The 20,117-nt window shown below is 67.8% G+C and carries 16 protein-coding genes and 2 pseudogenes; 12 read left to right on the forward strand and 6 right to left on the reverse strand.

Annotated features, from left to right (window positions below):
* Positions 1 to 40 precede the first annotated feature (40 nt).
* Positions 41 to 967: a DMT family transporter gene (locus E2493_RS13485; protein WP_225421465.1), complete on the reverse strand. Its 927-nt coding sequence runs from the start codon at positions 965 to 967 to the stop codon at positions 41 to 43.
* A gap of 91 nt (positions 968 to 1,058) precedes the next feature.
* On the opposite strand from E2493_RS13485, the gene E2493_RS13490 reads away from it, so the two are divergent.
* Positions 1,059 to 2,594, forward strand: a complete 1,536-nt coding sequence (locus E2493_RS13490) for a CpaF family protein (RefSeq protein ID WP_135087638.1) — start codon at positions 1,059 to 1,061, stop codon at positions 2,592 to 2,594.
* Positions 2,595 to 2,613: 19 nt separating this feature from the next.
* Here E2493_RS13490 and E2493_RS13495 read toward each other — a convergent pair whose 3' ends face one another.
* The gene (locus E2493_RS13495; protein WP_135087640.1) at positions 2,614 to 2,826 is read right to left on the reverse strand and encodes a hypothetical protein; all 213 of its coding nucleotides are present in this window, start codon (positions 2,824 to 2,826) and stop codon (positions 2,614 to 2,616) included.
* 102 nt (positions 2,827 to 2,928) lie between these two features.
* Here E2493_RS13495 and E2493_RS13500 point away from each other — a divergent pair, with 102 nt between their 5' ends.
* Complete coding sequence (locus E2493_RS13500; RefSeq protein ID WP_135087642.1) at positions 2,929 to 3,744, forward strand: class I SAM-dependent methyltransferase; 816 nt, start codon at positions 2,929 to 2,931, stop codon at positions 3,742 to 3,744.
* A gap of 27 nt (positions 3,745 to 3,771) precedes the next feature.
* On the opposite strand, the gene E2493_RS13505 is transcribed toward E2493_RS13500, so the two are convergent.
* Positions 3,772 to 5,085, reverse strand: a complete 1,314-nt coding sequence (locus tag E2493_RS13505; protein ID WP_135087644.1) for an SLC13 family permease — start codon at positions 5,083 to 5,085, stop codon at positions 3,772 to 3,774.
* Positions 5,086 to 5,327: 242 nt separating this feature from the next.
* On the opposite strand from E2493_RS13505, the gene E2493_RS13510 reads away from it, so the two are divergent.
* Positions 5,328 to 6,101 carry a hypothetical protein gene (locus tag E2493_RS13510; protein ID WP_135087646.1) on the forward strand — a complete coding sequence of 258 codons (774 nt, stop codon included), beginning with the start codon at positions 5,328 to 5,330 and terminating at the stop codon, positions 6,099 to 6,101.
* A gap of 166 nt (positions 6,102 to 6,267) precedes the next feature.
* Here the strand turns inward: E2493_RS13510 and phaR are convergent, their stop codons facing one another.
* Positions 6,268 to 6,810, reverse strand: a complete 543-nt coding sequence (gene phaR, locus E2493_RS13515) for a polyhydroxyalkanoate synthesis repressor PhaR (protein ID WP_135087649.1) — start codon at positions 6,808 to 6,810, stop codon at positions 6,268 to 6,270.
* Between the two features lie 91 nt (positions 6,811 to 6,901).
* Between phaR and E2493_RS13520 the strand changes: the two genes are divergently transcribed.
* The 6 genes and pseudogenes from E2493_RS13520 to E2493_RS22255 all read left to right on the forward strand — a co-directional run bounded on the left by E2493_RS13520 (position 6,902) and on the right by E2493_RS22255 (position 15,934).
* Positions 6,902 to 7,903: an alpha/beta hydrolase gene (locus E2493_RS13520; RefSeq protein WP_191993001.1), complete on the forward strand. Its 1,002-nt coding sequence runs from the start codon at positions 6,902 to 6,904 to the stop codon at positions 7,901 to 7,903.
* Between the two features lie 59 nt (positions 7,904 to 7,962).
* Positions 7,963 to 9,138, forward strand: a complete 1,176-nt coding sequence (locus E2493_RS13525; RefSeq protein WP_135087653.1) for an acetyl-CoA C-acetyltransferase — start codon at positions 7,963 to 7,965, stop codon at positions 9,136 to 9,138.
* A 292-nt stretch (positions 9,139 to 9,430) separates the two neighbouring features.
* Positions 9,431 to 12,610, forward strand: a complete 3,180-nt coding sequence (locus E2493_RS13530) for a TonB-dependent receptor domain-containing protein (protein ID WP_225421469.1) — start codon at positions 9,431 to 9,433, stop codon at positions 12,608 to 12,610.
* A 704-nt stretch (positions 12,611 to 13,314) separates the two neighbouring features.
* Positions 13,315 to 13,572, forward strand: a pseudogene (locus tag E2493_RS22100) (Plug domain-containing protein); the annotation flags it as partial.
* A gap of 1,417 nt (positions 13,573 to 14,989) precedes the next feature.
* Positions 14,990 to 15,751: pseudogene (locus E2493_RS21870) on the forward strand (TonB-dependent receptor domain-containing protein); the annotation flags it as partial.
* Between the two features lie 21 nt (positions 15,752 to 15,772).
* Positions 15,773 to 15,934: a hypothetical protein gene (locus tag E2493_RS22255; protein WP_404828322.1), complete on the forward strand. Its 162-nt coding sequence runs from the start codon at positions 15,773 to 15,775 to the stop codon at positions 15,932 to 15,934.
* A 111-nt stretch (positions 15,935 to 16,045) separates the two neighbouring features.
* Here the strand turns inward: E2493_RS22255 and E2493_RS13540 are convergent, their stop codons facing one another.
* Together E2493_RS13540 and E2493_RS13545 are read right to left on the reverse strand one after the other, a co-directional pair.
* A complete protein-coding gene (locus E2493_RS13540) occupies positions 16,046 to 16,936 on the reverse strand; it encodes a metallophosphoesterase family protein (RefSeq protein ID WP_135087657.1) in 891 nt (296 codons plus the stop codon).
* 25 nt (positions 16,937 to 16,961) lie between these two features.
* A complete protein-coding gene (locus E2493_RS13545; protein ID WP_135087659.1) occupies positions 16,962 to 18,014 on the reverse strand; it encodes an alanine racemase in 1,053 nt (350 codons plus the stop codon).
* 299 nt (positions 18,015 to 18,313) lie between these two features.
* On the opposite strand from E2493_RS13545, the gene E2493_RS13550 reads away from it, so the two are divergent.
* The 3 genes from E2493_RS13550 (at position 18,314) to E2493_RS13560 (ending at position 20,114) form a co-directional block, all read left to right on the forward strand.
* A complete protein-coding gene (locus E2493_RS13550) occupies positions 18,314 to 18,967 on the forward strand; it encodes an RBBP9/YdeN family alpha/beta hydrolase (RefSeq protein ID WP_225421466.1) in 654 nt (217 codons plus the stop codon).
* 158 nt (positions 18,968 to 19,125) lie between these two features.
* Positions 19,126 to 19,299, forward strand: coding sequence for a YezD family protein (locus E2493_RS13555; protein WP_135087663.1), 174 nt, complete (start codon positions 19,126 to 19,128; stop codon positions 19,297 to 19,299).
* 59 nt (positions 19,300 to 19,358) lie between these two features.
* Positions 19,359 to 20,114 (forward strand): sulfite exporter TauE/SafE family protein, encoded by a 756-nt coding sequence (locus E2493_RS13560; protein WP_135087665.1) that lies wholly within the window; start codon positions 19,359 to 19,361, stop codon positions 20,112 to 20,114.
* Positions 20,115 to 20,117: the final 3 nt, after the last annotated feature.

The following is a 20,117-nucleotide window of genomic DNA, read 5'->3' on the forward strand; positions in this document are numbered from 1 at the left end:
TTGTAGCGCGTTTCGGCTTCGACGGGAGCCCCGCTGCGGCTCAGTCGGGCGTGCCCTCCGGTGCGACATTCGTCCTCTGCGCCCGCCACAGCAAGAGACCGCCGGCGATGATCAGCGCCGCGCCGCTGAAGCCGGTCGCGTCCGGCGCGTCGCCGAACAGCAGCCAGCCGAGCCCTGCGGCGACGAGGAGCTGCACATAGGTCATCGGCGCGACTATCGAGGCGTCGGCGCGCTCGACCGCGGCGAAGATCAGCGTGTGGCCGAGCGTCGCGAACAATGCCACGCCGAGGCATTTGGCGACGACCAGTGCACTCGGCGCAGGAATGGCGAAGATGCCGAGCCGGCCGAGCACGAAGGCGGCGGCGATCAGCAGCGGTGCGGCGATCAGGGCGAGCAGGAACTGCATCACCATCACCGGCGCGTCGCCCGCCGCCTTGCGGTTGAACATCATCAGCCAGCTCATCCCGACCGCGGCGCCGATCGGGAACAAGGCGACGGCACCGAGCTCGTAGAGGTTGGGTCGCAGGACGACGAGCACGCCCGCAAAAGCGAGCAGGGTGGCGAGCCAGGTCGCCCGCTTGGTGCGCTCGCCCAGCACGAACGGCGCGAGGAGCGCGGTGATGATCGGGCTGGTGAACTGGATGGCGGTCGCATCGGCGAGCGGCATCACCATCACGCCGATGAAGAAGCAGATCGTGGCGACGGCGACCGCGGCGCCGCGGCCGAGCTGCAGCGCGGGGCGCGGCATGACGAAGCCCGCGCGCCCGTGGCGCAGCGCGACCATCACCGCCAGGCCGATCGCGCCGAACGTGTAGCGCAGCGCCGAGACGGCCGGGGCGGGCCACTGGCCGGCCATCGATTTCACCAAGGCGTCTCCGCATGAAAGGCTGGCGAAACCGCAGAGCGCTATGACCAGGGCGGTCCGCGCCGATTCGCGGGCGGGGCTTGGGACGGTGGGGGAAGGCACGCCGCCCCTTCTTCCGCGATTAGGCAATTGTCAAAGTTTCCCGCCTATTCACCACCCCGAACGTGTCTTCTTCGAGCAAGGTTCGCGCGACATGAGTGCATTCGGACGGCGTGGCGGTAGTGGCGGATCGGGAATCAAGCCCGCTTTCGGCGTCGCGAAACCGATGAAGGGGCCCGGCGGGCCCGCGACCCTGCCCAGCGAGTCTCCCGCCGCTCTCGGCGGCGAGCAATTCCCGCCGATCGACACGATGGATTTCACCAGCGAGGAAATCGTCCCCGGCGGCAACGACCGTTCGGACGCGATGTCGCGCCTCGCCGACCGCATGGCGGCGGCCAGCGATGCGCCGGTCTCGCGCAACGAGGGCTTCGAGGCCTCGATCCACCGCATCAAGGAGCAGGTGCTGCCGCGCCTGCTCGAGCGCGTCGATCCGGAAGCCGCGGCCACCCTCTCCAAGGACGAGCTGGCCGAGGAATTCCGGCCGATCATCGGCGAGGTGCTCGCCGAGCTGAAGATCAACCTCAACCGCCGCGAGCAGTTCGCGCTGGAGAAGGTGCTGGTCGACGAGCTGCTCGGCCTCGGGCCGTTGGAGGAATTGCTCAACGACCCCGAGATCAGCGACATCATGGTCAACGGGCCGAACCAGACCTTCGTCGAGAAGCGCGGCAAGCTCCAGGTCGCCAACATCCAGTTTCGCGACGAGGAGCATCTGTTCCAGATCGCCCAGCGTATCGTGAACAAGGTCGGCCGTCGCATCGACCAGACCACGCCGCTCGCCGACGCCCGTCTCCAGGACGGCAGCCGCGTCAACGTGATCGTGCCGCCTCTGTCGCTGCGCGGCACCGCCATCTCGATTCGTAAGTTCTCCGAGAAGCCGATCACCGTCGACATGATGAAGAACTTCGGCTCGATGTCGGACAAGATGGCGACCTGCCTGAAGATCGCCGGCGCCAGCCGCTTCAACATCATCATTTCCGGCGGCACCGGCTCGGGCAAGACGACGATGCTGAACGCTCTGTCGAAGCTGATCGACCCGGGCGAGCGCGTGATCACGATCGAGGACGCGGCCGAGCTCCGGCTGCAGCAACCGCATTGGCTGCCGCTCGAGACCCGTCCGCCGAACCTCGAGGGCCAGGGCGCGATCACCATCCGCGACCTCGTCATCAACGCGCTGCGTATGCGCCCCGACCGCATCATCCTCGGCGAGATCCGCGGATCCGAATGCTTCGACCTGCTCGCCGCGATGAACACCGGCCACGACGGCTCGATGGCGACGCTCCACTCCAACTCCCCGCGCGAAGGCCTCGCGCGTATGGAGAACATGGTGATGATGAGCGACATCAAGGTGCCGAAGGAGGCGATCAGCCGGCAGATCGCCGACTCGGTCGATCTCATCGTCCAGGTGAAGCGTCTCCGCGACGGCTCGCGCCGCACGACCAACATCACCGAGGTGATCGGCATGGAGGGCGACGTGATCGTCACCCAGGAGCTGTTCAAGTTCGAATATCTCGACGAGACCGCCGACGGGAAGATCATCGGCGAATATCGCTCGATGGGCCTCCGGCCCTACACGCTGGAGAAGGCCAAGCAATTCGGCTTCGACCAGCCCTATCTCGAGGCCTGCCTCTAAGGCACCCCCGTGGAGGCGCTCAGCGCGCCTTCAGCGCGAGTGCGAGCGCGACCACCGATCCCATGAAGGACAGCACCTGGATCACGTTCCAGGGCACCCAGCCGACGCGATCGAGCGTGCGGCGGCGGTTGCGGCGGTGCTCGGCCAGAGCGGCCACCGCGGCGAGCACGAACAGGCCGGCGGCGGCCACCCACAATTCGGTGTCGAGCGACACGAAATCGAGATCGATCATCGGCTGCGCTCCGCCTGCCCCGCTGCCCGCGGGGAAGAGACCGTTGCTTGCGTCACTTCTGTCCTTCCGCCATTCCGTTCGTGACCATGTAGGGAGAACATGATGATCCGCCAGAGCCTCTTTGCCGCCGTCGCCCTAGCTGCGCTCGCCGCCTGCGGCCCGACCGCCTCGGCCGAACGGGCCGCCGCGGCTTCGGTCTATGCGGATACCTCGATCGCCGCGGCGATGGCCGCCGAGACGCGGACGCCGGCGAACGTCGCCCGGGACGAATGGCGCCACCCGCGCGAGACCCTCGGCTTCTTCGGGGTCGAGCCGGACGACACCGTCGTCGAGATCTGGCCCGGCGGCGGCTGGTACACCGAGATCCTGGCGCCGCTGCTGCGCGAATCCGGCATGCTCTGGGCGGTGGCGGGAGAGAAGCAGCTCGCCGGCGTGCGCGCCCTGATCGAGAAGGATCCGGCCACCTACGGCAAGATCCGCCTCGCCGCTTTCCCCGCATCGGGCGGGGAGGCCCGGGTGCCCGATGGCAGCGCGGACGTGGTCCTCACCTTCCGCAATGTCCACAATTGGGTGATGGCCGATCGCGGCGAGGAGGCGTTCCGCCAGATGTACGCGATGCTGAAGCCGGGCGGCGTGCTCGGCGTCGTCGACCACCGCCTGCCCGAGAGCGCCGACGCGGCGCGCGAGCGCACCTCGGGCTACCTGAAGGTCTCGACGGTCCGGCGGCTGGCCGAGGCCGCCGGCTTCCGCCTCGCCGGCGAATCCGAGATCAACGCCAATTGGCGCGATAGCAAGGATCATCCCAACGGCGTCTGGTCGCTCCCGCCGACCTATCGCGGCGGCGCCGTCGACCGCGAGCGCTTCGCGGCGATCGGCGAGAGCGACCGGATGACGCTCAGGTTCGTGAAGCCGAAATAATCGGCAGCCGCTGGCGCGAGCCCGTGCCTAGAAAGGGAAATACAGGCGGATCGCGACGATCGCGGCGGCCCAGGTGATCAGGTTCAGCGGCAGGCCGACCTTGACGAAATCGAGGTAGCTGTAGGACCCCATCTGGTAGACGAGGACGTTGGTCTGATAGCCGAAGGGCGTCGCGAAGGCGGCGCTGCCGGCGATCATCACCGCGACGAGAAACGGCCTCGGACTGACCGCCAGGGCCTCCGCCAGCGCCACGGCGACCGGCGTGACCAGCACCGCCACGGTCGCGTTCGAGAGGAGCTCGGTCAGAAACAGGGTCGCGCCGTAGAGAACGATCAGCGCGAGCAAGGGATCGAGGCTGTCGAGCGAGCCGACCAGCCTGCTCGTCGCGGAGCTCGCCAGGCCGGTTTCGTCGAGCGCGATGCCGATGACGACCATTCCCGCGATCAGCATCAGCACGTCCGGCCGCAGCCCATGATAGGCTTCGTCGGCGGTGATCACGCGCAGGAGGATCAGGAGCACGGCGCCGGCGAAGGCGCAGGCGGCGATCGGCGCGACGTTGAGCGTCGCAAGCGCGATCACGCCGAGGAAGACGAGGGACGAGGCAAGGGCTGCCGCAGGCCGCAGCGTCCGACGCTTCTCGAACGCGCTTGCGGTGCCGACCGAGCCTCCCGCCAGGCCGATCTCGTCACGCGCCGCCAGGGCGCGTTTCTCGTCGGCAGCCTCTTGCGGCGGAATCGAGATCAGGCGGTTGCTCACCAGCAACAGGTAGATGCCGCCGGTGACCGCGACGGCGAGGCCCACCGGCGTGATCTCGAAGATGCCGAAGCGTGGCTGGCCGGCGATGCTCGCCATGTCGTCGACGAGAAGGTTGGTCGAGGTACCGATCAGCGTGCAGCAGCCGCCGAGGACCGCGGCATAGGACAAGGGCATGAGGAAACGCTTGGGGGAGAGATCGAGCGCCTTGGCGACGTCGCGCACCACCGGCGCGCCGAGGACGACGATCGGCGTGTTGTTGAGGAAGGCCGAGGCCGATCCGCAGAGGCCGATCACGATCCACACGCCGGTCGCGCCGATCCGCCGGCAGATCGCGACCACCCGCTCGATCGCGCTGTCGAGCAGCCCCGAGAGCTCCATTGCGTAGGCGATGACGAAGAGTGAAGCCATGGCGATGATCGCGGGGCTCGCAAAGGCGCCCTGGACTTCCACCGGCCGCACCACACCCGAGACCAGGAGCACGGCCGCCCCGGTCAGCGCCACCACGTCGGCCCGCACCTTGTCCCAGATCAGGGCCGCCACGACTGCGGCGAGCACCAGAAGGGTGATGATCTGATCAAGGCTCACGTGATGGCACGATCCCGGCAAGGTCCCTCTCCCCTATGGGGACGTTCGCCCGGCCCGCCAAGTCGGTTCCGGCTCGCGGAGCGGCGAGGCTGTGCTATCGTCCCGCGATGATCTGCGGACCCGCGACCAAAGTCTGGCTTTCCCTCCTCGCTCTCGCCGGTTGCCTCGGCGGCTGCGGCAGCAGGGAAGACGAGCCGCCGCCGCCGGCGGCGAGCGCGAACACATCCTCCATCGCCCCGCCTTTGCCCTCGCTGCCTGAACCGAAGCTTCTCGAGCGCGAGGCCATCCTGCTCGCAGTGACGCGGGCGGCAAGCGCCGCCGCAAGCGGCCGCGACGATGCCGAGGCGCAGCGGGTCCTCGATGGAGCCTTGTTCACCTTCCCGATCCGCTTCGGCTGCGGTCCCGCCGGAATACAGCCGCAAGGTGATGCGGCGGCGATTCCGGCCGCCAAGACGGCACCGGCGGCAGCCGATCGCGGCGCTGCGAACACGCCGCCGGAGCCGCTCCCCGTGGAACCCATGTCGTGGCGATATGACCCCGCCCGTGATCGGCTGGAGGTGACGGCAACGCCGGACGTCGATCTCACCGACGCTGCAGTCGCCACCATCGCCGGCACCGCCTACGAGGCTGTGGAAGGCTTCTGGATCCAGCGTCCCTGGCTCCTCGAGGCCGCCTGCCCTGCCGCCGCGCCCGCCGCCGCCGTCGCTCAGCGCGCTTCACCGTCGCTTGCGATCGCCCAGTTCCACGCGGCGGAGGATTCCCGCACCGGCCGCCGCGACGACCGCTCGTATCAGAGCGTCGCCACGCTGCCGCCGGAGCAGGCGCGCGATCTCGCCCGCGGCTTCGATCTCGTGCTTTCCGGCCGGCTTCGCCGGCTCAAGGACGGCAAGGTGATCAACTGCATCGCCGCCGGCGCCGACGCGCGTCCGATTTGCATCGTCTCTGCCGAGATCCAGAAGGTGGAGCTGAAGCGCGGCGACAGCGGTGCGCTGCTCGCCGAATGGTCGCAGGGCTGAGCGGCCGCCGCGTCAAACGAAGCCGCGCGCCGGATCGCGTCACCGAAGGTGCCGCGCGCCTCTACGGAGATCGCCCACCACAGGAGCGAAACGACGCGGCGCGACGGCGGCGTGGACCGATCGGCCGATTGCTTTCGCCGCCGCTCGCAAGGAGCGGCGGACGGATCTATTTGGCGAGCTTGTCGACCTTCGCCTGAAGGGCGGCGAGCTCGGTCTTGAGGCGTGCGATCTCGTCATCCCCCTGGGCCTCGGCGGCCGGGGCGGATTTGGCGGCAGCGCCGCCGGCGGCGCTCTGGAACAGCTCCATGTTCCGCCGCGCCATTTCCGCGAAGGGGCCGCCGGTGAAGGCGCCCGCCAGCGCGTCGCGGAACTGGTTCTGGTTGCGCTGGAACGCCTCCAGCGAAGCCTCGAGATATTCCGGCACGAGCGACTGCATCTGGCCGCCGTACATGCCGATCAGCTGGCGCAGGAAATTGACCGGCAGCATGGTCTTGCCGCGCGATTCCTCGTCCATGATGATCTGCGTGAGCACCGAATGGGTGATGTCCTCGCCGGTCTTCGCGTCGACGACTTTGAACTCGCGCTTCTGGCGCACCATCTCGGCCAGGCGCTCGAGCGTTATGTAGCTCGAGCTTTCCGTGTCATAGAGCCGACGGTTCGCATATTTCTTGATGATGACGACAGCGTCGCCGCCGGATCCAGCTGCCATGAACCGTCCTCCCGAGCCTGGAGCTACCGCACTAGCACCAAAGCTTTCTGCACCGCAACACAGGCCGCGCCCGCTTCCGCTGTTCCTGGCCATGCTGCGCAGCGAAACCGCACAAGAACCGGCGCGGGCAGCGCGCGCTTTGGAGGGTCTGCGGCGCTACCAGGAGGCAAGGCGCCCACCGCTTCCGGCGCCGAAGCCGGCGATCGCCTCGCTCTGCGGCGCGACCCTGCGCGCGTACGGCGAGCCGCCCGGGAGCGGTGACGACGGCGCAGCGGTGCTGTTCGTGCCGTCGCTGATCAACCCGCCCAACATCCTCGATCTCGGCGCGGAGACGTCGCTGCTGAACTGGCTGGCCGCGCGCGGGCACCGGCCGCTGCTGCTCGACTGGGGCTGGGACGTCGAGACCCGCCGCAACCTCTCGGTCGCGGGCCACGTCGAGCAGATCCTGCTGCCGCTGATCGAAACGCTCGAGAGCCCGCCGGCGCTGGTCGGCTATTGCCTCGGCGGAACGATGGCGCTCGCGGCGGCAGCGCGCGGCAAGGTCCGCAACGTGGCGACGATCGCCGCGCCGTGGCACTTCGCTGCTTATCCCGCACCGGCCCGGGCGCTGCTCGCATCGCTCTGGACGCAGGGAAAGCCGCTGGCGGAGCGATTGGGCGCCTTTCCGATGGAGATGCTGCAGAGCGCGTTCTGGAGCCTCGACCCCGCCCGCACCATCGCCAAGTTCGAGCGCTTCGCGACGCTGGACCCGGCCAGCCCCGAAGCGCACGGCTTCGTCCTGCTCGAGGATTGGGCGAACGACGGACCGCCGATCGGGGAAGCGGCCGCCCGCGAGCTGTTCGAGAGCTTTTTCGCCGAGGACCGCCCCGGTTCCGGCCGCTGGGACGTCGCCGGCCGCCCCGTCGATCCGGCGGCGCTATCCTGCCCCTTCCTCAACATCGTCTCGACGACCGACCGGATCGTGCCGGCTGCGAGCGTCGCCGCCTGCGGAGAGCGGCTCGAGATCCCGCTCGGCCATGTCGGCATGGTGGTCGGGGCGCGGGGGCGGGCGCAGCTCTGGCAGCCGCTTTCCGATTGGCTTTTCCGCACCTGACCAAGGTGCTAGTGGCAAGAACGTCCCGCATTGCCAGCCCCGCCAAGAGGAGCCATCCCATGACCGACGTCGTCATCACCGCCGCCAAGCGCACGCCCGTCGGCGCCTTCCTCGGGGCGTTCGCGAGCACGCCGGCGCATGAGCTCGGCCGCACCGCCATCGCCGCGGCGCTGGAGCAGTCCGGCGTCGCGCCGGACGAGGTCTCGGAAGTGATTCTCGGTCAGGTGCTGACCGCCGCCCAGGGACAGAACCCGGCCCGCCAGGCCTCGATGGCGGCAGGCGTGCCGAAGGAGGTTCCGGCCTGGGGCGTGAACCAGGTGTGCGGTTCCGGCCTTCGCGCCGTCGCCCTCGCCAGCCAGGCGATCCAGACAGGCGACGCGCGGATCGTCGTCGCCGGCGGCCAGGAGAGCATGAGCCTCTCGACCCACGCGCAGGCGCTCCGCGCCGGCACCAAGATGGGCGGGCTCGAGCTGGTCGACACGATGATCAAGGACGGGCTCACCGACGCGTTCAACGGTTATCACATGGGCATCACCGCCGAGAATCTGGCCGAGAAATACCAGATCACCCGCGACGATCAGGATGCGTTCGCCACCGCCTCGCAGAACAAGGCGAGCGCGGCCCGCGCCTCCGGCCGGTTCGCCGACGAGATCGCGCCGGTGACGCTCAAGACCCGCAAGGGCGAGACCGTGGTCGACCGCGACGAATATATCCGCGACGGCGTCGAGCAGGCGGGGCTCGCCGGCCTGCGTCCCGCCTTCCGCAAGGACGGCACGGTGACGGCCGGCAACGCGTCCGGCCTCAACGACGGCGCCGCCGCTTTGGTGGTGATGAGCCGCGAGGAAGCCGAGCGGCGGGGCGCGCCGGTGCTGGCGCGGATCGCCAGCTGGGCGTCGGCGGGCGTCGATCCGTCGATCATGGGCATCGGCCCCGTGCCGGCGAGCCAGCGCGCGCTCGAGAAAGCGGGCTGGTCGATCGCCGATCTCGACCTCATCGAGGCAAACGAGGCGTTCGCAGCCCAGGCGATCGCCGTCGGCAAGGAGCTCGGCTGGGATCCCGAAAAGGTGAACGTCAACGGCGGGGCGATCGCCATCGGCCATCCGATCGGCGCCTCGGGGGCGCGGGTGCTGACCACCCTCCTCTACGAGATGGAGCGCCGCGACGCGAAGAAGGGACTCGCCACCCTCTGCATCGGCGGAGGCATGGGAATCGCGGTCTGCGTCGAGCGAACTTGACCGATGTTGCCGGGTCGCCACGGCAGATCCGGATCCGTAACTACGGTAGATTTACGGTAGCTGCCCGGGGTTTTCCGGCCGGCTTGGACAGCAATTGTTGTAAACGGGATACATCATACCCGCAAAATCGGGTAACCTCTCTCCCTTCGGGTTGAACCCGCTTTGCCTTTCGTCTCTTCCCGCTGCTCGCGGCCGATCTGTATCCGGCCTGCGTCAGAAGGGATGAACAACCATAATGAGAAAGTTCAGTTTGATGGGCAGCAGCGCCCTCGGCTCTGCGGCTCTTGTGACCATGTCCTTGGCCGTTGCCGCGCCTGCTTTCGCCCAGAACACCCAGGAGACGGTTGCCGATAGCGACAGCCCTGCCGTTCTCGCCCAGAACGAGGTCGAGCTCGAATCCGGCCAGGCCATTGATCAGGCCAGCAACGACCAGATCGTCGTCACCGGTTCCCGCATCAACCGGCCGAACCTCGATTCGACCGTGCCGATCACCTCGGTCGGCGCCGAAGAGCTCACCCAGCGTGGCGACGTCTCGCTCGGCGACGCGCTGAACGAGCTTCCGTCGCTGCGTTCGACCTATAGCCAGTCGAACTCCACCCGCTTCATCGGCACCGCCGGCCTGAACCTGCTCGACCTGCGCGGGCTCGGCACCGAGCGCACGCTGGTCCTCGTCAACGGCCGCCGCCACGTCAGCTCGACGCCCGGCAGCTACGAGGTCGATACCAACACCATCCCGACCGATCTGGTCGAGCGGGTCGACGTCGTCACCGGCGCGAACTCCGCCGTCTACGGCTCGGACGCCGTCGCCGGCGTCGTCAACTTCGTCCTGAAGCGCAATTACGAGGGCCTCAGCCTTCGTGGCCAGGGCGGCACGTCCAGCTATGGCGACCGCGGCACCTATTTCATCAGCGGAATCGCCGGCAAGAACTTCTTCGATGACCGGCTGAACGTCGCGGTCGCCGGCGAATATGCCAAGACCAATGCCGTCTATTTCTCGGACCGCGCCTATCTCGGGGCGGCGACGGGCGTCGGCCCGGCCGGCTTCGAGACCGTCGAGCCGACCTTCCGCCTGGTCAACGGCGTTCCGGTCGCGGTGCCGAACCGCAACAACAACGGCGTGCCGAACACCCGCTTCATCTCGTCGGGACTCACCTTCAACACGGTGTCGACCGGCGGCATGGTGCTCACCTCCTGCCCGGCAGCGACGGCGACCAACCAGGCCCGCCGCGACGCGGTCTGCACCGGCGAGCTCTCGCCCACGTCGGGCGGCCGCCTGTCGTACAACTACGCGTTCGATCCGAACGGCAACCTGATCCCGAACAACCCGGCCAACGGCCTGGTCGACAACCGCGCCGCCGGCGGCTCGGCCCTGTTCGGCCTCGGCGCGTCCGGTCTCGAGGGCGCGATGCTGCTCCCGGGCCTTGAGCGCTACAGCGCCAACCTGCTGCTCAACGGGGATTTCGGCGAGGGCTTCCAACCGTTCGTCGAGGCGAAGTACGTCCGTGTCGACGCCAACCAGACGTCGACCCAGCCGACGTTCATCGCCTCGGCGCTGAACCCGATCTTCTCGACCAGCAACCCGTTCCTGACCGCTCAGGCCCGGGCGACGCTGAACGTGATCACCGGCGGCGCCAGCACCTTCCAGATGCAGCGCTTCAACAACGACATCGGCACCCGCGCCGAGGACCACAAGCGCGAGACGTTCCGGATCGTGACCGGCGCGAGCGGCAAGCTCACCGACACCGCGAACCTGCGGTACGAAGTGTCGCTGAACTACGGCCGCACGGAAACCTATTACGAGACCGGCGGAAACGTCGATGTCGCGAAGTTCAACCGTGCGCTCGACGCGGTCCGCAACTCGTCCGGCCAGATCGTCTGCCGGGTGAACGCGGATGCGAGCACGACCAACGACGATCCGAGCTGCGCACCGCTGAACGTGTTCGGCTACGGGGCACCGTCGCAGGCGGCGATCGACTACGTTCTCTACACCTCGTTCCGCAACGAATGGGCCGAGCAGAAGAACGCGGTCGCCTATCTCTCGGGCGACACCGAAAACCTGTTCGAGCTGCCCGGCGGCGCGATCGGCTTCGCGCTCGGTGCCGAGTACCGCAAGGAAGACGCCTATTCGGCCTATGACGATTACACGGCCACCGGCGCGACCTTCCTCAACGCGTCGGCGCCGTTCGATCCGCCGTCGGTCGAGGTCAAGGAAGTGTTCGGCGAGCTTCGCGTGCCGATCCTCAGGGACATGCCGTTCTTCCACGAGCTGACCGTCGAAGGCGCTGCCCGTTACTCCGATTACAGCGGCAACATCGGCGGCGTCTGGGCGTACAATTTCGGCGGCACCTGGGCCCCGATCTCGGACCTCCGCGTCCGCGCGGCCTACGGCCGCTCGGTGCGCGCTCCGAACCTCGGCAACCTGTACGCGCCCCAGTCGGAGAACTTCGCCAACGGCCTGATCGATCCGTGCAGCCAGACGGCGATCAACGACAACCCGAACCGTGTCCGCAACTGCGCGGAGGCCGGCATTCCGACGACCATGGTGGTCGACGGTCAGACGATTCCCTGGGTGAACACGCCTTCGTCGGGCGTGAGCTACTTCAACCAGGGCAACGCGCAGCTGGTCCCGGAAGTCAGCAAGAGCCTCACGGTCGGCGCGGTCCTCCAGCCGCGCTTCATCCCGGGCTTCTCGTTCACGGTCGATTATTACAACATCAAGATCCAGAACGTGATCTCCGGCCTCACCGGCCAGCAGATCGTCAATCGCTGCTATGACGACCCCGTCAGCACCGACAATCCGTTCTGCGACGCCGTGTTCCGCCGCCGGGATCCGAACCCGCTGATCGACTTCACCTTCGATGGTCAGACGAACCGCACCCCGGCTCCGGGCGTGCCGACGCTGAACTTCGCGAAGCTCGGTCCGGCGTTCCTCAACCAGCCGTTCAACTTCGCCTCCTACAAGGCGGAGGGCATCGATTTCGACGCGGCCTACCGCAAGAAGCTGAACGACGGCATCGAGGTGAATCTGCGGGGTATCGCGACCTACAACCTCAATCGCGAGAACTTCAGCTTCATCACCGATCCGGAGCGTTCGACCCGCCTGCACGGCGTGCTCGGCGATCCGATCTGGGCCGGCACGTTCACCGCCAACGTCGATTTCGGAACCTTCGATATCGGCTATCGCCTGAACTACGTCGGCGCGCAGTCGGTCACCGACTGGGAGGTCCAGCATTCGCACCAGGGCCGCGCTCCGACCAATCCGGATGCCTATCCGTTCCGCAAGTATCCGGACGTGGTCTACCACGCCCTGCGCTTCGGGTTCGAGCCGACCGAGAAGTTCAGCTTCTACGCCGGCATCGACAATGTGTTGAACCGCAAGCCGCCGTACGACCTCACCGGCACCGGTGGCGGCAGCGGCATCTTCCCGGTCACGGGACGGTTCTTCTACGCGGGCGCGCAGATCGACTTCTAAGCGCCAGATCACGTGCATCCCTGGGGGCGCCTTCCCGGCGCCCCCTTTTTTTTGCGCGGTGCGCCTGCGGGTTCGTCATTCGGGCCGATGCCCCGCGGAAGCGATGTCGTGCGCGCACCGGGCGACCGGTTTTACTGACATTCGTGTCAGGCGCCGCGGCGCGCGCCAGACCAGGGCGCGAGAAACACTGCTGCAGCGCAAAATAAGTCTCTTTATGCAATCATTCTAGCCGGACGGTCGGCGTGAACGCCCGAATGGGGGGCAGAAAAGCCGGGCGACCTCCTGCCGAGAGCAGTGTTGCGCAAGCGACACAATTGCAAACAATCTCCGCCACGGGCGGCAAGTCCCTTGCGCCGCTCTCCCGCTTGGTCTTTTTCCTCTCTCAGCTGCGCGCACCGCAGCCAATCATAAGGGGATGACACGTGAGAAAGTTCGGACTCCTGGGCAGTAGCGCCATGCGCTCGGCTGCCTTTATTACCTTGGCCGCCGCGGGCTTTGCGCCTGCGATGGCGCAAGATGCCTCGAACCTCCCGGGAACGCAGAGCTCCTCGCCCGAGGGGCAGGCAGTCGACGACGAGCAGGCTCCGGCCCCCGTCGTAAACACCAATGAGGCCGGCGAAGAAGAGATCGTCGTCACCGGTACGCTGTTCCGCAGCACCACCTCGGCGACCGTTTCGCCGATCACGGTCGTCACCGCGGAAGCGATGGACCAGCGCGGCAACAACACCGTTCAGGAGGCGATCCAGCAGCTCTCCTCGAACAACGGCCCGGCGCTGACCAACTCGTTCACCGCCAACGGCGCGTTCGCGGCCGGCGCGTCCGCCGTTTCGCTGCGCGGCCTCTCGACCAACTCCACCCTCGTCCTCTTCGACGGCCAGCGCGCCGCTTATTATCCGCTCGCGGATGACGGCTCGCGCAACTTCGTCGACCTCAACACCATTCCCGACGATGTCGTCGACCGGGTCGAAGTGCTGCGCGACGGCGCCTCGTCGACCTACGGCGCCGACGCGATCGCGGGCGTGGTCAACATCATCACCAAGCGCCAGATCACCGGCGTGAGCGGCCGTCTCGAGGCGGGCGTCTCCGAGGACGGCAACGCTCCGACCCAGCGCGCGTCGCTGACCGCGGGCATCGGCGATCTCGATGACCAGGGCTTCAACGCCTACCTGAGCGGCTTCTTCTTCAACCAGAAGGGCGTCTACAACCGCGACCTGCCCTATCCGTTCAACACGGACAACGAGACCGGCATCTGCTTCGACGGCGAGTGCGGCCCGAACGGCATCGTCAACTCGCGCGATCCGGACACCGGCCAGCTCAACGGCTTCCTCATCGGCTACGACACCTATGTGCGCCCGTACAATGCGACCAACACGGCCGTCATTCCGGGCCGGCGCTACGAGCTGCTCAACCCGGCGGCGGGCTGTCAATACGGCCCGGGCTACCAGCTGACCCCCGCCGAGGCTGCTCTTGCCGTCAACGCCGCCGCGCCGGTCGTGACCCCGGTCTGCACGGTCGACATCACCAACCGCTTCGCCATGGCGACGCCGAACATCCAGCGCTGGGGCAGCACGGCCCGCGTCACCGCGCGCCTGGGCGACAACCATGAGGGCTTCTTCATGGTGAACTTCCAGCAGTCGACCGTCGACTATACCGGCTTCCCGCCGGTCATCCGCGGCCAGGCCAACGCCGGCATCCTGTTCCGTCCGTTCTCGACGTCGGCGGGCCCCGCCGCCAACCTGGCGCCGGGATCGTTCGTGCTGTCGCTGCCGGTCTACGTCTGCCCGAACGGCACCCCGGATCCGTCCGGTGTGAACACGGGCTGTAATGCGACCAACGGCGTCCTGAACCCGAACAACCCGTTCGCGGCGCAGGGCCAGATCGCCCGCATCATCGGCCGTCCGTTCTCCGAGCCGACCTATAACGAGACGCGCAGCCGCGTGTATCGTGCGGCGATGGGCATCAACGGCACGGTCGCCGACTGGGATTACCGCGTCGACTTCACGGCGATGCACAACGACCTTCGCCGGACCCAGAACAACTACATCTACATCAACAACTTCCTGACTGCGATCGCTCAGGGCACGGTGAACTTGGTCAATCCGGGCGCGAACACCGAGCAGACGATGAACTACATTTCTCCGGACAACCGGACGGATGCTTCGTCGGATCTCGTGGCGTTCCAGGCTTCGGTGAGCCGTTCGCTGTTCGAGCTGCCCGGCGGTCCGCTGCAGGTCGGCTTCGGCGGCCAGATCCGCTACGAAGCGGTCGACGCGCCGAGCGGCAACCCGGACTTCAACGGTCCGACCCAGCGTTACTTCACGCTCAACGCCTTCGGCACCTCGGGCGATCGTACGGTCTACTCGGCCTTCGGCGAAATCAATGCGCCGATCCTCGACATCCTCGAGATCAACGCATCGGGCGGCCTTCGGCGAAATCAATGCGCCGATCCTCGACATCCTCGAGATCAACGCATCGGGCCGTTACGACGCTTATTCGAGCGGTCAGAACGCCTTCTCGCCGAAGATCGGTGCGATCTTCAACCCGATCAAGCAGCTCACCTTCACGGTCGATTATTTCGACATCAAAAAGACGGGCGCGATCACCCAGCCGTCCAACGCTCCGGCGCTGCAGGCCTATTACTCCTGCACGCTGGCGCAGGTGAACGGCAACACCTGCCCGATTCCGGCCGGCTACAACGTGATTCCGGGTGCTCCGTCTCTGAACAACCCGGGCGCGCTGCCGGTGATCGGCTTCATCGAGTCGCAGCTGGTCAACGCGAACACCATCCGCTCGCGCGGTCTGGATTTCGCGGCGGTCGCCCGCCTCGGCTTCGGGGATTTCCGGTTCACCTCCTCCGCGGAGGCGAGCTACATCCTCGAGCTCAGCACCACCTTCCCGGACGGTTCGTTCGAACGTTACGAGGGCACCCTCGGCAACTTCAACCTGACCGCCGGTTCGGGTACGCCGGAGTGGCACGGCAGCTGGCAGAACACGCTGGATTACGGCCCCTACTCGCTGTCGGGTACGGTCCAGTGGTTCGGCGGCTATGACCTGTCGGCCACCGATCAGGGCACCGGCTACAAGGACTGCGGTCTCTCGTCCGGCTTCACGCCGTGCCGTGTCGACGACTATTTCACGCTGGATCTCCATGGTTCGGTTGAGGTGAGCGACAACCTCACCTTCTACGTGAACGTCCTCAACGCGCTGAACGACCTGCCGCCGATCGATCCGGTCACCTACGGCGCGCATCTCTACAACGCCGTCCAGGGTGGCACGGGCGTCCTCGGTCGCCAGTTCCGCGCCGGCGCGCGCTTCAAGTTCTAAGCTTCGGCACGAACCTGAAAGAGGGAGGGCGGCTCTTCGGAGCCGCCCTTTCTTTTTGTCTCGAAGACAGGGTCGGGACGGGCACGCCGCCCGGCCTCGCCTCCGGGGGCGTCATGCCTCCGCGGCCGCGTCGGCGCGCGCCGCCACCACGGGGGCCGGGGTGCCCTCTTCCTCGCGCCGCCCGGCATAGACCCAGTTTCCGTCCCGGCAGGCGAATTGCGTCGGCCGGCCGGCGACGAAGGCGCTGCCGTCCCAGCGCTGGACCTGGAGCTCGACGCTGGCAGGCGCCAGCGCGATCATGTTGAAGCTCTGCAGCTCGTCGCCGCGAACCCGGGTCGAGGTCGCCGTTCCCGCCTGGATGACCAGCGCCGGGCCCGCCGTCTCCACCATCTCGCGCGCCGATTGGGCGTAGGTGCGGTGGAAATGGCCTGCGAGGAGCACGTCGACCCCGGCGTCCGCCGCGGCGGCGAGCGCGTCGCTGTCGCGCTTCACCACCTTGCTCAGCGCCCCTTCCTCGCCGATCGGCATGGCGAACAAGGGGTGGTGGGTGACGAGGATCTTGGTCTTGCCCTCTCCGACCCTGGCGAAGCGGTCGCGGATGATCGCCATTTGCGCGCGATTGATGCTGCCGTCCTTGATGGTCAGCGAACGGGCGGTGTTGAGACCGAGGACGGCGACGTCGTCCGCTTCGACGAACGGGCAGAGATCGTCGTCTATGTAGCGCTTGTAGCGGTGCAGCGGCCGGGCGAAGCGGCGGAACACGTCGTAGAGCGGGACGTCGTGATTGCCCGGCACGGCCAGCGTGGGCAGGCCGGCCTGCTCGAGCCGCTCGAGCCAGGCGGCGGCCAGGCGATATTGCTCGACTCGCGCGCGCTGCGTGAAATCGCCGCTGACCACGACGAGATCGGGCCGCCGCTCGAACAGAAAGGCTTCCACGGCGGCGACGATCTCCGGATCGTGGCGGCCGAAATGGACGTCGGAAAGATGGGCGATGGTCGACATGCGGCTCAAACGAGCCGGATGCCGATCAGGTCCAGAGGCGCTCGTGCCGGTCGCCGAGGCCGGTCAGCAGCTCGTATTGGGAGAGGCCGGACTGCGCCGCCGCCGCCGGCAAATCGTAGTCGAGCGTCACCCAGTCTCCCTCCGCCAGCGCCGGCGCCGCATCGACTCCGATCGCGGTCAGGTCCATCGAGACTCGCCCGAGCACCGGAAGCACCGCCTCCCCGGCGCGGGCGCGGCCGCGGTCGGAGAAGCCGCGAAGATAGCCGTCGGCATAGCCGATGTTGAGAATCGCGACCTCGATCGGGCGATCCGCGACGTAGGTCGCGTTATAGCCGATCGCGCCGCCCGCCTCGACGCGGCGGCGCTGCACGATCTGCGCCTGGACCTCGACCACCGGGCGGATCTGCCCGGCCGCCTCCGGCCGCGGGATCCCGCCATAGAGCGCCAGGCCGGGCCTGGTCAGATCGAAGCAATAGGCGTCGCCGAGGCAGATGCCGGCGCTGTTGGCGAGGCTGCGGCGGCGCGCCGGCACCGCCGCGGAGAGCGCGGCGAAACGCTCGCGCTGGCGCGCGTTCATGTCCGTGTCCTCGTCGGCGCAGGCAAGATGGCTGAGCACGGTCTCGATGGCGAGGCCGTCGAGCAGCCCCGCCGCCACGTCCTCGCCCGAGATGCCGAGGCGGTTCATGCCGGTGTCGAGCATCACGTCGCAGGGCCGCCCGCCCGCCGCCTCGCGCCAGCGGCGGACCTGGAGCGGGGTGTTCAGCACCGGGCGCGCCGGCGAGGCCAGGGCGCGCGCCATGTCGCCCTCCTGGACGCCGTGAAGCACCGAGAGCGCGGGCCCTCCCGGCCCGTCGCCCAGCAGCCCGGGCAGTCCGTCGGCCTCGTTCCAGGTGGACACGAAGAAATCGCGGCAGCCCGCCGCCAGCAGGCGTTCGACCACCGGCGCGGCGCCCGTCCCATAGCCGTTCGCCTTCACCGCCGCGCCGCAGGCGGCGCCCGCGCTGCGCCGGGCGAGCCAGCGCCAGTTGGCGACCAGCGCGGCACCGTCGAGACGCAGGCGGAGCGGGAAATGGGTCACGCCAGCGCCGATAGCGGCGGCAGAGCGGGTTCGTCCAGCGCGCTCGCGCCGAGCACGGCCGACGAATGCGCCAGCCTGGAGGAAAGCGCGGGGCCGCTTCGACGCCGATTTTCGGATCGGCTCCGAATCCAACCGCTTTGGCGCGCGGCCATTGTCAACCTTGGCACTTAGCTATTCTCCTGCCGTTGTCGCTTCGCTTCTCCCGATTCGTCGACGGAGAGGCGGATCGGCGGGCATCGACCGGACCACCGGAGGGCTTCTTCACACCAGACTGCAATGCAGATCGCGAGGAGGCAGAGGTGCAATTGGAACTCCATCAGGGCAGCGCGCGGCGCCACCACGACATTGGCCGGGACACGGCGCCGCACGGCGTGCTCATCCTGCCCGGCCTCGACGATTCGGGGCCGCGCCACTGGCAGAGCGCCTGGAGCAGGCTTCCCCATTTCCGCCGCGTCGATTTCGCAGAATGGGAGCGCCCGAGGCTGCACGACTGGGTGCCGCGTCTCGACCGCGCCGTCCGCGAGCACCCGAGGCCGCTGGTGCTGGTCGCGCACAGTCTCGGCTGTATCGCCGCCGCTTGGTGGGCGGCGCTCTCCTGGAGCGAGGCGTTCCGCGAGAAGGTCTGCGGCGCCTTGCTGGTCGCGCCGCCCGACATCGACGACGAGGACATCGAAATTCGCCTCCGCGACTTCCGGCCCCTCCCCCGCCTGCGCCTGCCCTTCCCCAGCATCGTCGTCGCCAGCCGCAACGATCCGTTCTGCCGCTTCGCGCGCGCGCAGGAAATCGCCTCGGCCTGGGGCAGCGATTTCGTCGACGGGGGCGCGATCGGGCACATCAATTCCGACTCGCCGATCGGCCCCTGGGCGCAGGGCCTGCCGCTGCTGGCGCGGCTGAGCGGGCACAACGGCAATCTGCTGGTCGCCGAGCTCGGCCTGAGGACCGCCTTTGCCTGAGGCGGCTCCGAGAGCTTGGGCAGTCCTTGCGAGGTGGGCTGCCCTCGGGGCGCCCCGGACGACGGACCGGGGCGCCTCGCACGCTCGCCCTATTGTCAACCAAATCAGTTGAGATATACCTGTACCACGAATCGGGGCTATCCGATCAGGAGGAAGCGATGAGCGAGATGACGTTCGCGACCAGGACGCAGCCTTTACAGGCTCTGGAGGAAGCGCTTCGCGTCGTGCGCGAAAAGGCTGGTTCGGTTCGCTTCGGCACGATCACGCTCACGATCCACGAGGGTCGCCTCACCCAGCTCGAGGTGACCGAGAAGCGCCGCTTCGGCGGTTGACCCGCGGCCTGTCGTCCTCTCATTAACGGCGCTTGCGGCGCCCCTTCGAAAGTTTCGCAATGGACGGCTTCAGCCTGATCGACCTTCTGCCGTTCATCGCAATCGGCTTCGCGGCGCAATTGGTCGATGGCGCGCTGGGAATGGCGTTCGGCGTCATCTCGTCCACCCTGTTGCTCAGCCTCGGGGTTCCGCCGGCCGCGGCGTCCGCCGGCGTGCACACGGTCGAGACGTTCACCACCGGCGTGTCCGGGATGAGCCACATCCTGCACAAGAACGTCGACTGGAAGCTGTTCGCCCGGCTCGCCATACCGGGCATGATCGGCGGCACCCTGGGAGCCTATGTGCTGACGACGATCGACGCGTCTTTGGCGCGTCCGATCGTGATGACCTATCTCGCCGCCATCGGCATCTACCTCGTCTGGCGGGGGTTCCATCTCGCCGGAGAGCACAAGCCGGCAAAGGTCGTCGAACCGCTGGGCCTGATTGGCGGCTTCCTCGATGCCGCGGGCGGCGGCGGATGGGGCCCCGTGGTGACCGGAAACCTGCTCGTCCAGGGCCACGAGCCGCGCAAGACGATCGGCACCGTCAGCGCCTCCGAGTTCGTTCTGACGACGACGATTTCCGCGACGTTCATCGCGCATCTCGGCTGGGAGGCCTTCACCGAAGCCACTTTGGGCCTGCTGATCGGCGGGGTCGCCGCCGCGCCGCTGGGCGCGTTCATCGCGAAGCGGACGCCCGGCAAGACGCTGTTGGTGTTCGTCGGCTGTCTTCTCACCATCACCAGCCTCTACGGAGTGTACCGGGCGCTGGCCTGAGCC

Origin of the sequence: Sphingomonas parva (ex Maeng et al. 2020), assembly GCF_004564275.1 — a bacterium.
Taxonomy (GTDB): Bacteria; Pseudomonadota; Alphaproteobacteria; order Sphingomonadales; family Sphingomonadaceae; genus Allosphingosinicella; species Allosphingosinicella parva.

What these genes read in the sequence shown, in the direction of transcription:
- E2493_RS13490 (WP_135087638.1), top strand. Translation starts at nt 1,059, where the DNA reads ATGAGTGCATTCGGACGGCGTGGCGGTAGTGGCGGATCGGGAATCAAG.
- E2493_RS13495 (WP_135087640.1), bottom strand. Translation starts at nt 2,826, where the DNA reads ATGATCGATCTCGATTTCGTGTCGCTCGACACCGAATTGTGGGTGGCC.
- E2493_RS13500 (WP_135087642.1), top strand. Translation starts at nt 2,929, where the DNA reads ATGATCCGCCAGAGCCTCTTTGCCGCCGTCGCCCTAGCTGCGCTCGCC.
- phaR (WP_135087649.1), bottom strand. Translation starts at nt 6,810, where the DNA reads ATGGCAGCTGGATCCGGCGGCGACGCTGTCGTCATCATCAAGAAATAT.
- E2493_RS13520 (WP_191993001.1), top strand. Translation starts at nt 6,902, where the DNA reads ATGCTGCGCAGCGAAACCGCACAAGAACCGGCGCGGGCAGCGCGCGCT.
- E2493_RS13525 (WP_135087653.1), top strand. Translation starts at nt 7,963, where the DNA reads ATGACCGACGTCGTCATCACCGCCGCCAAGCGCACGCCCGTCGGCGCC.
- E2493_RS13530 (WP_225421469.1), top strand. Translation starts at nt 9,431, where the DNA reads ATGTCCTTGGCCGTTGCCGCGCCTGCTTTCGCCCAGAACACCCAGGAG.
- E2493_RS13540 (WP_135087657.1), bottom strand. Translation starts at nt 16,936, where the DNA reads ATGTCGACCATCGCCCATCTTTCCGACGTCCATTTCGGCCGCCACGAT.
- E2493_RS13555 (WP_135087663.1), top strand. Translation starts at nt 19,126, where the DNA reads ATGAGCGAGATGACGTTCGCGACCAGGACGCAGCCTTTACAGGCTCTG.
- E2493_RS13560 (WP_135087665.1), top strand. Translation starts at nt 19,359, where the DNA reads ATGGACGGCTTCAGCCTGATCGACCTTCTGCCGTTCATCGCAATCGGC.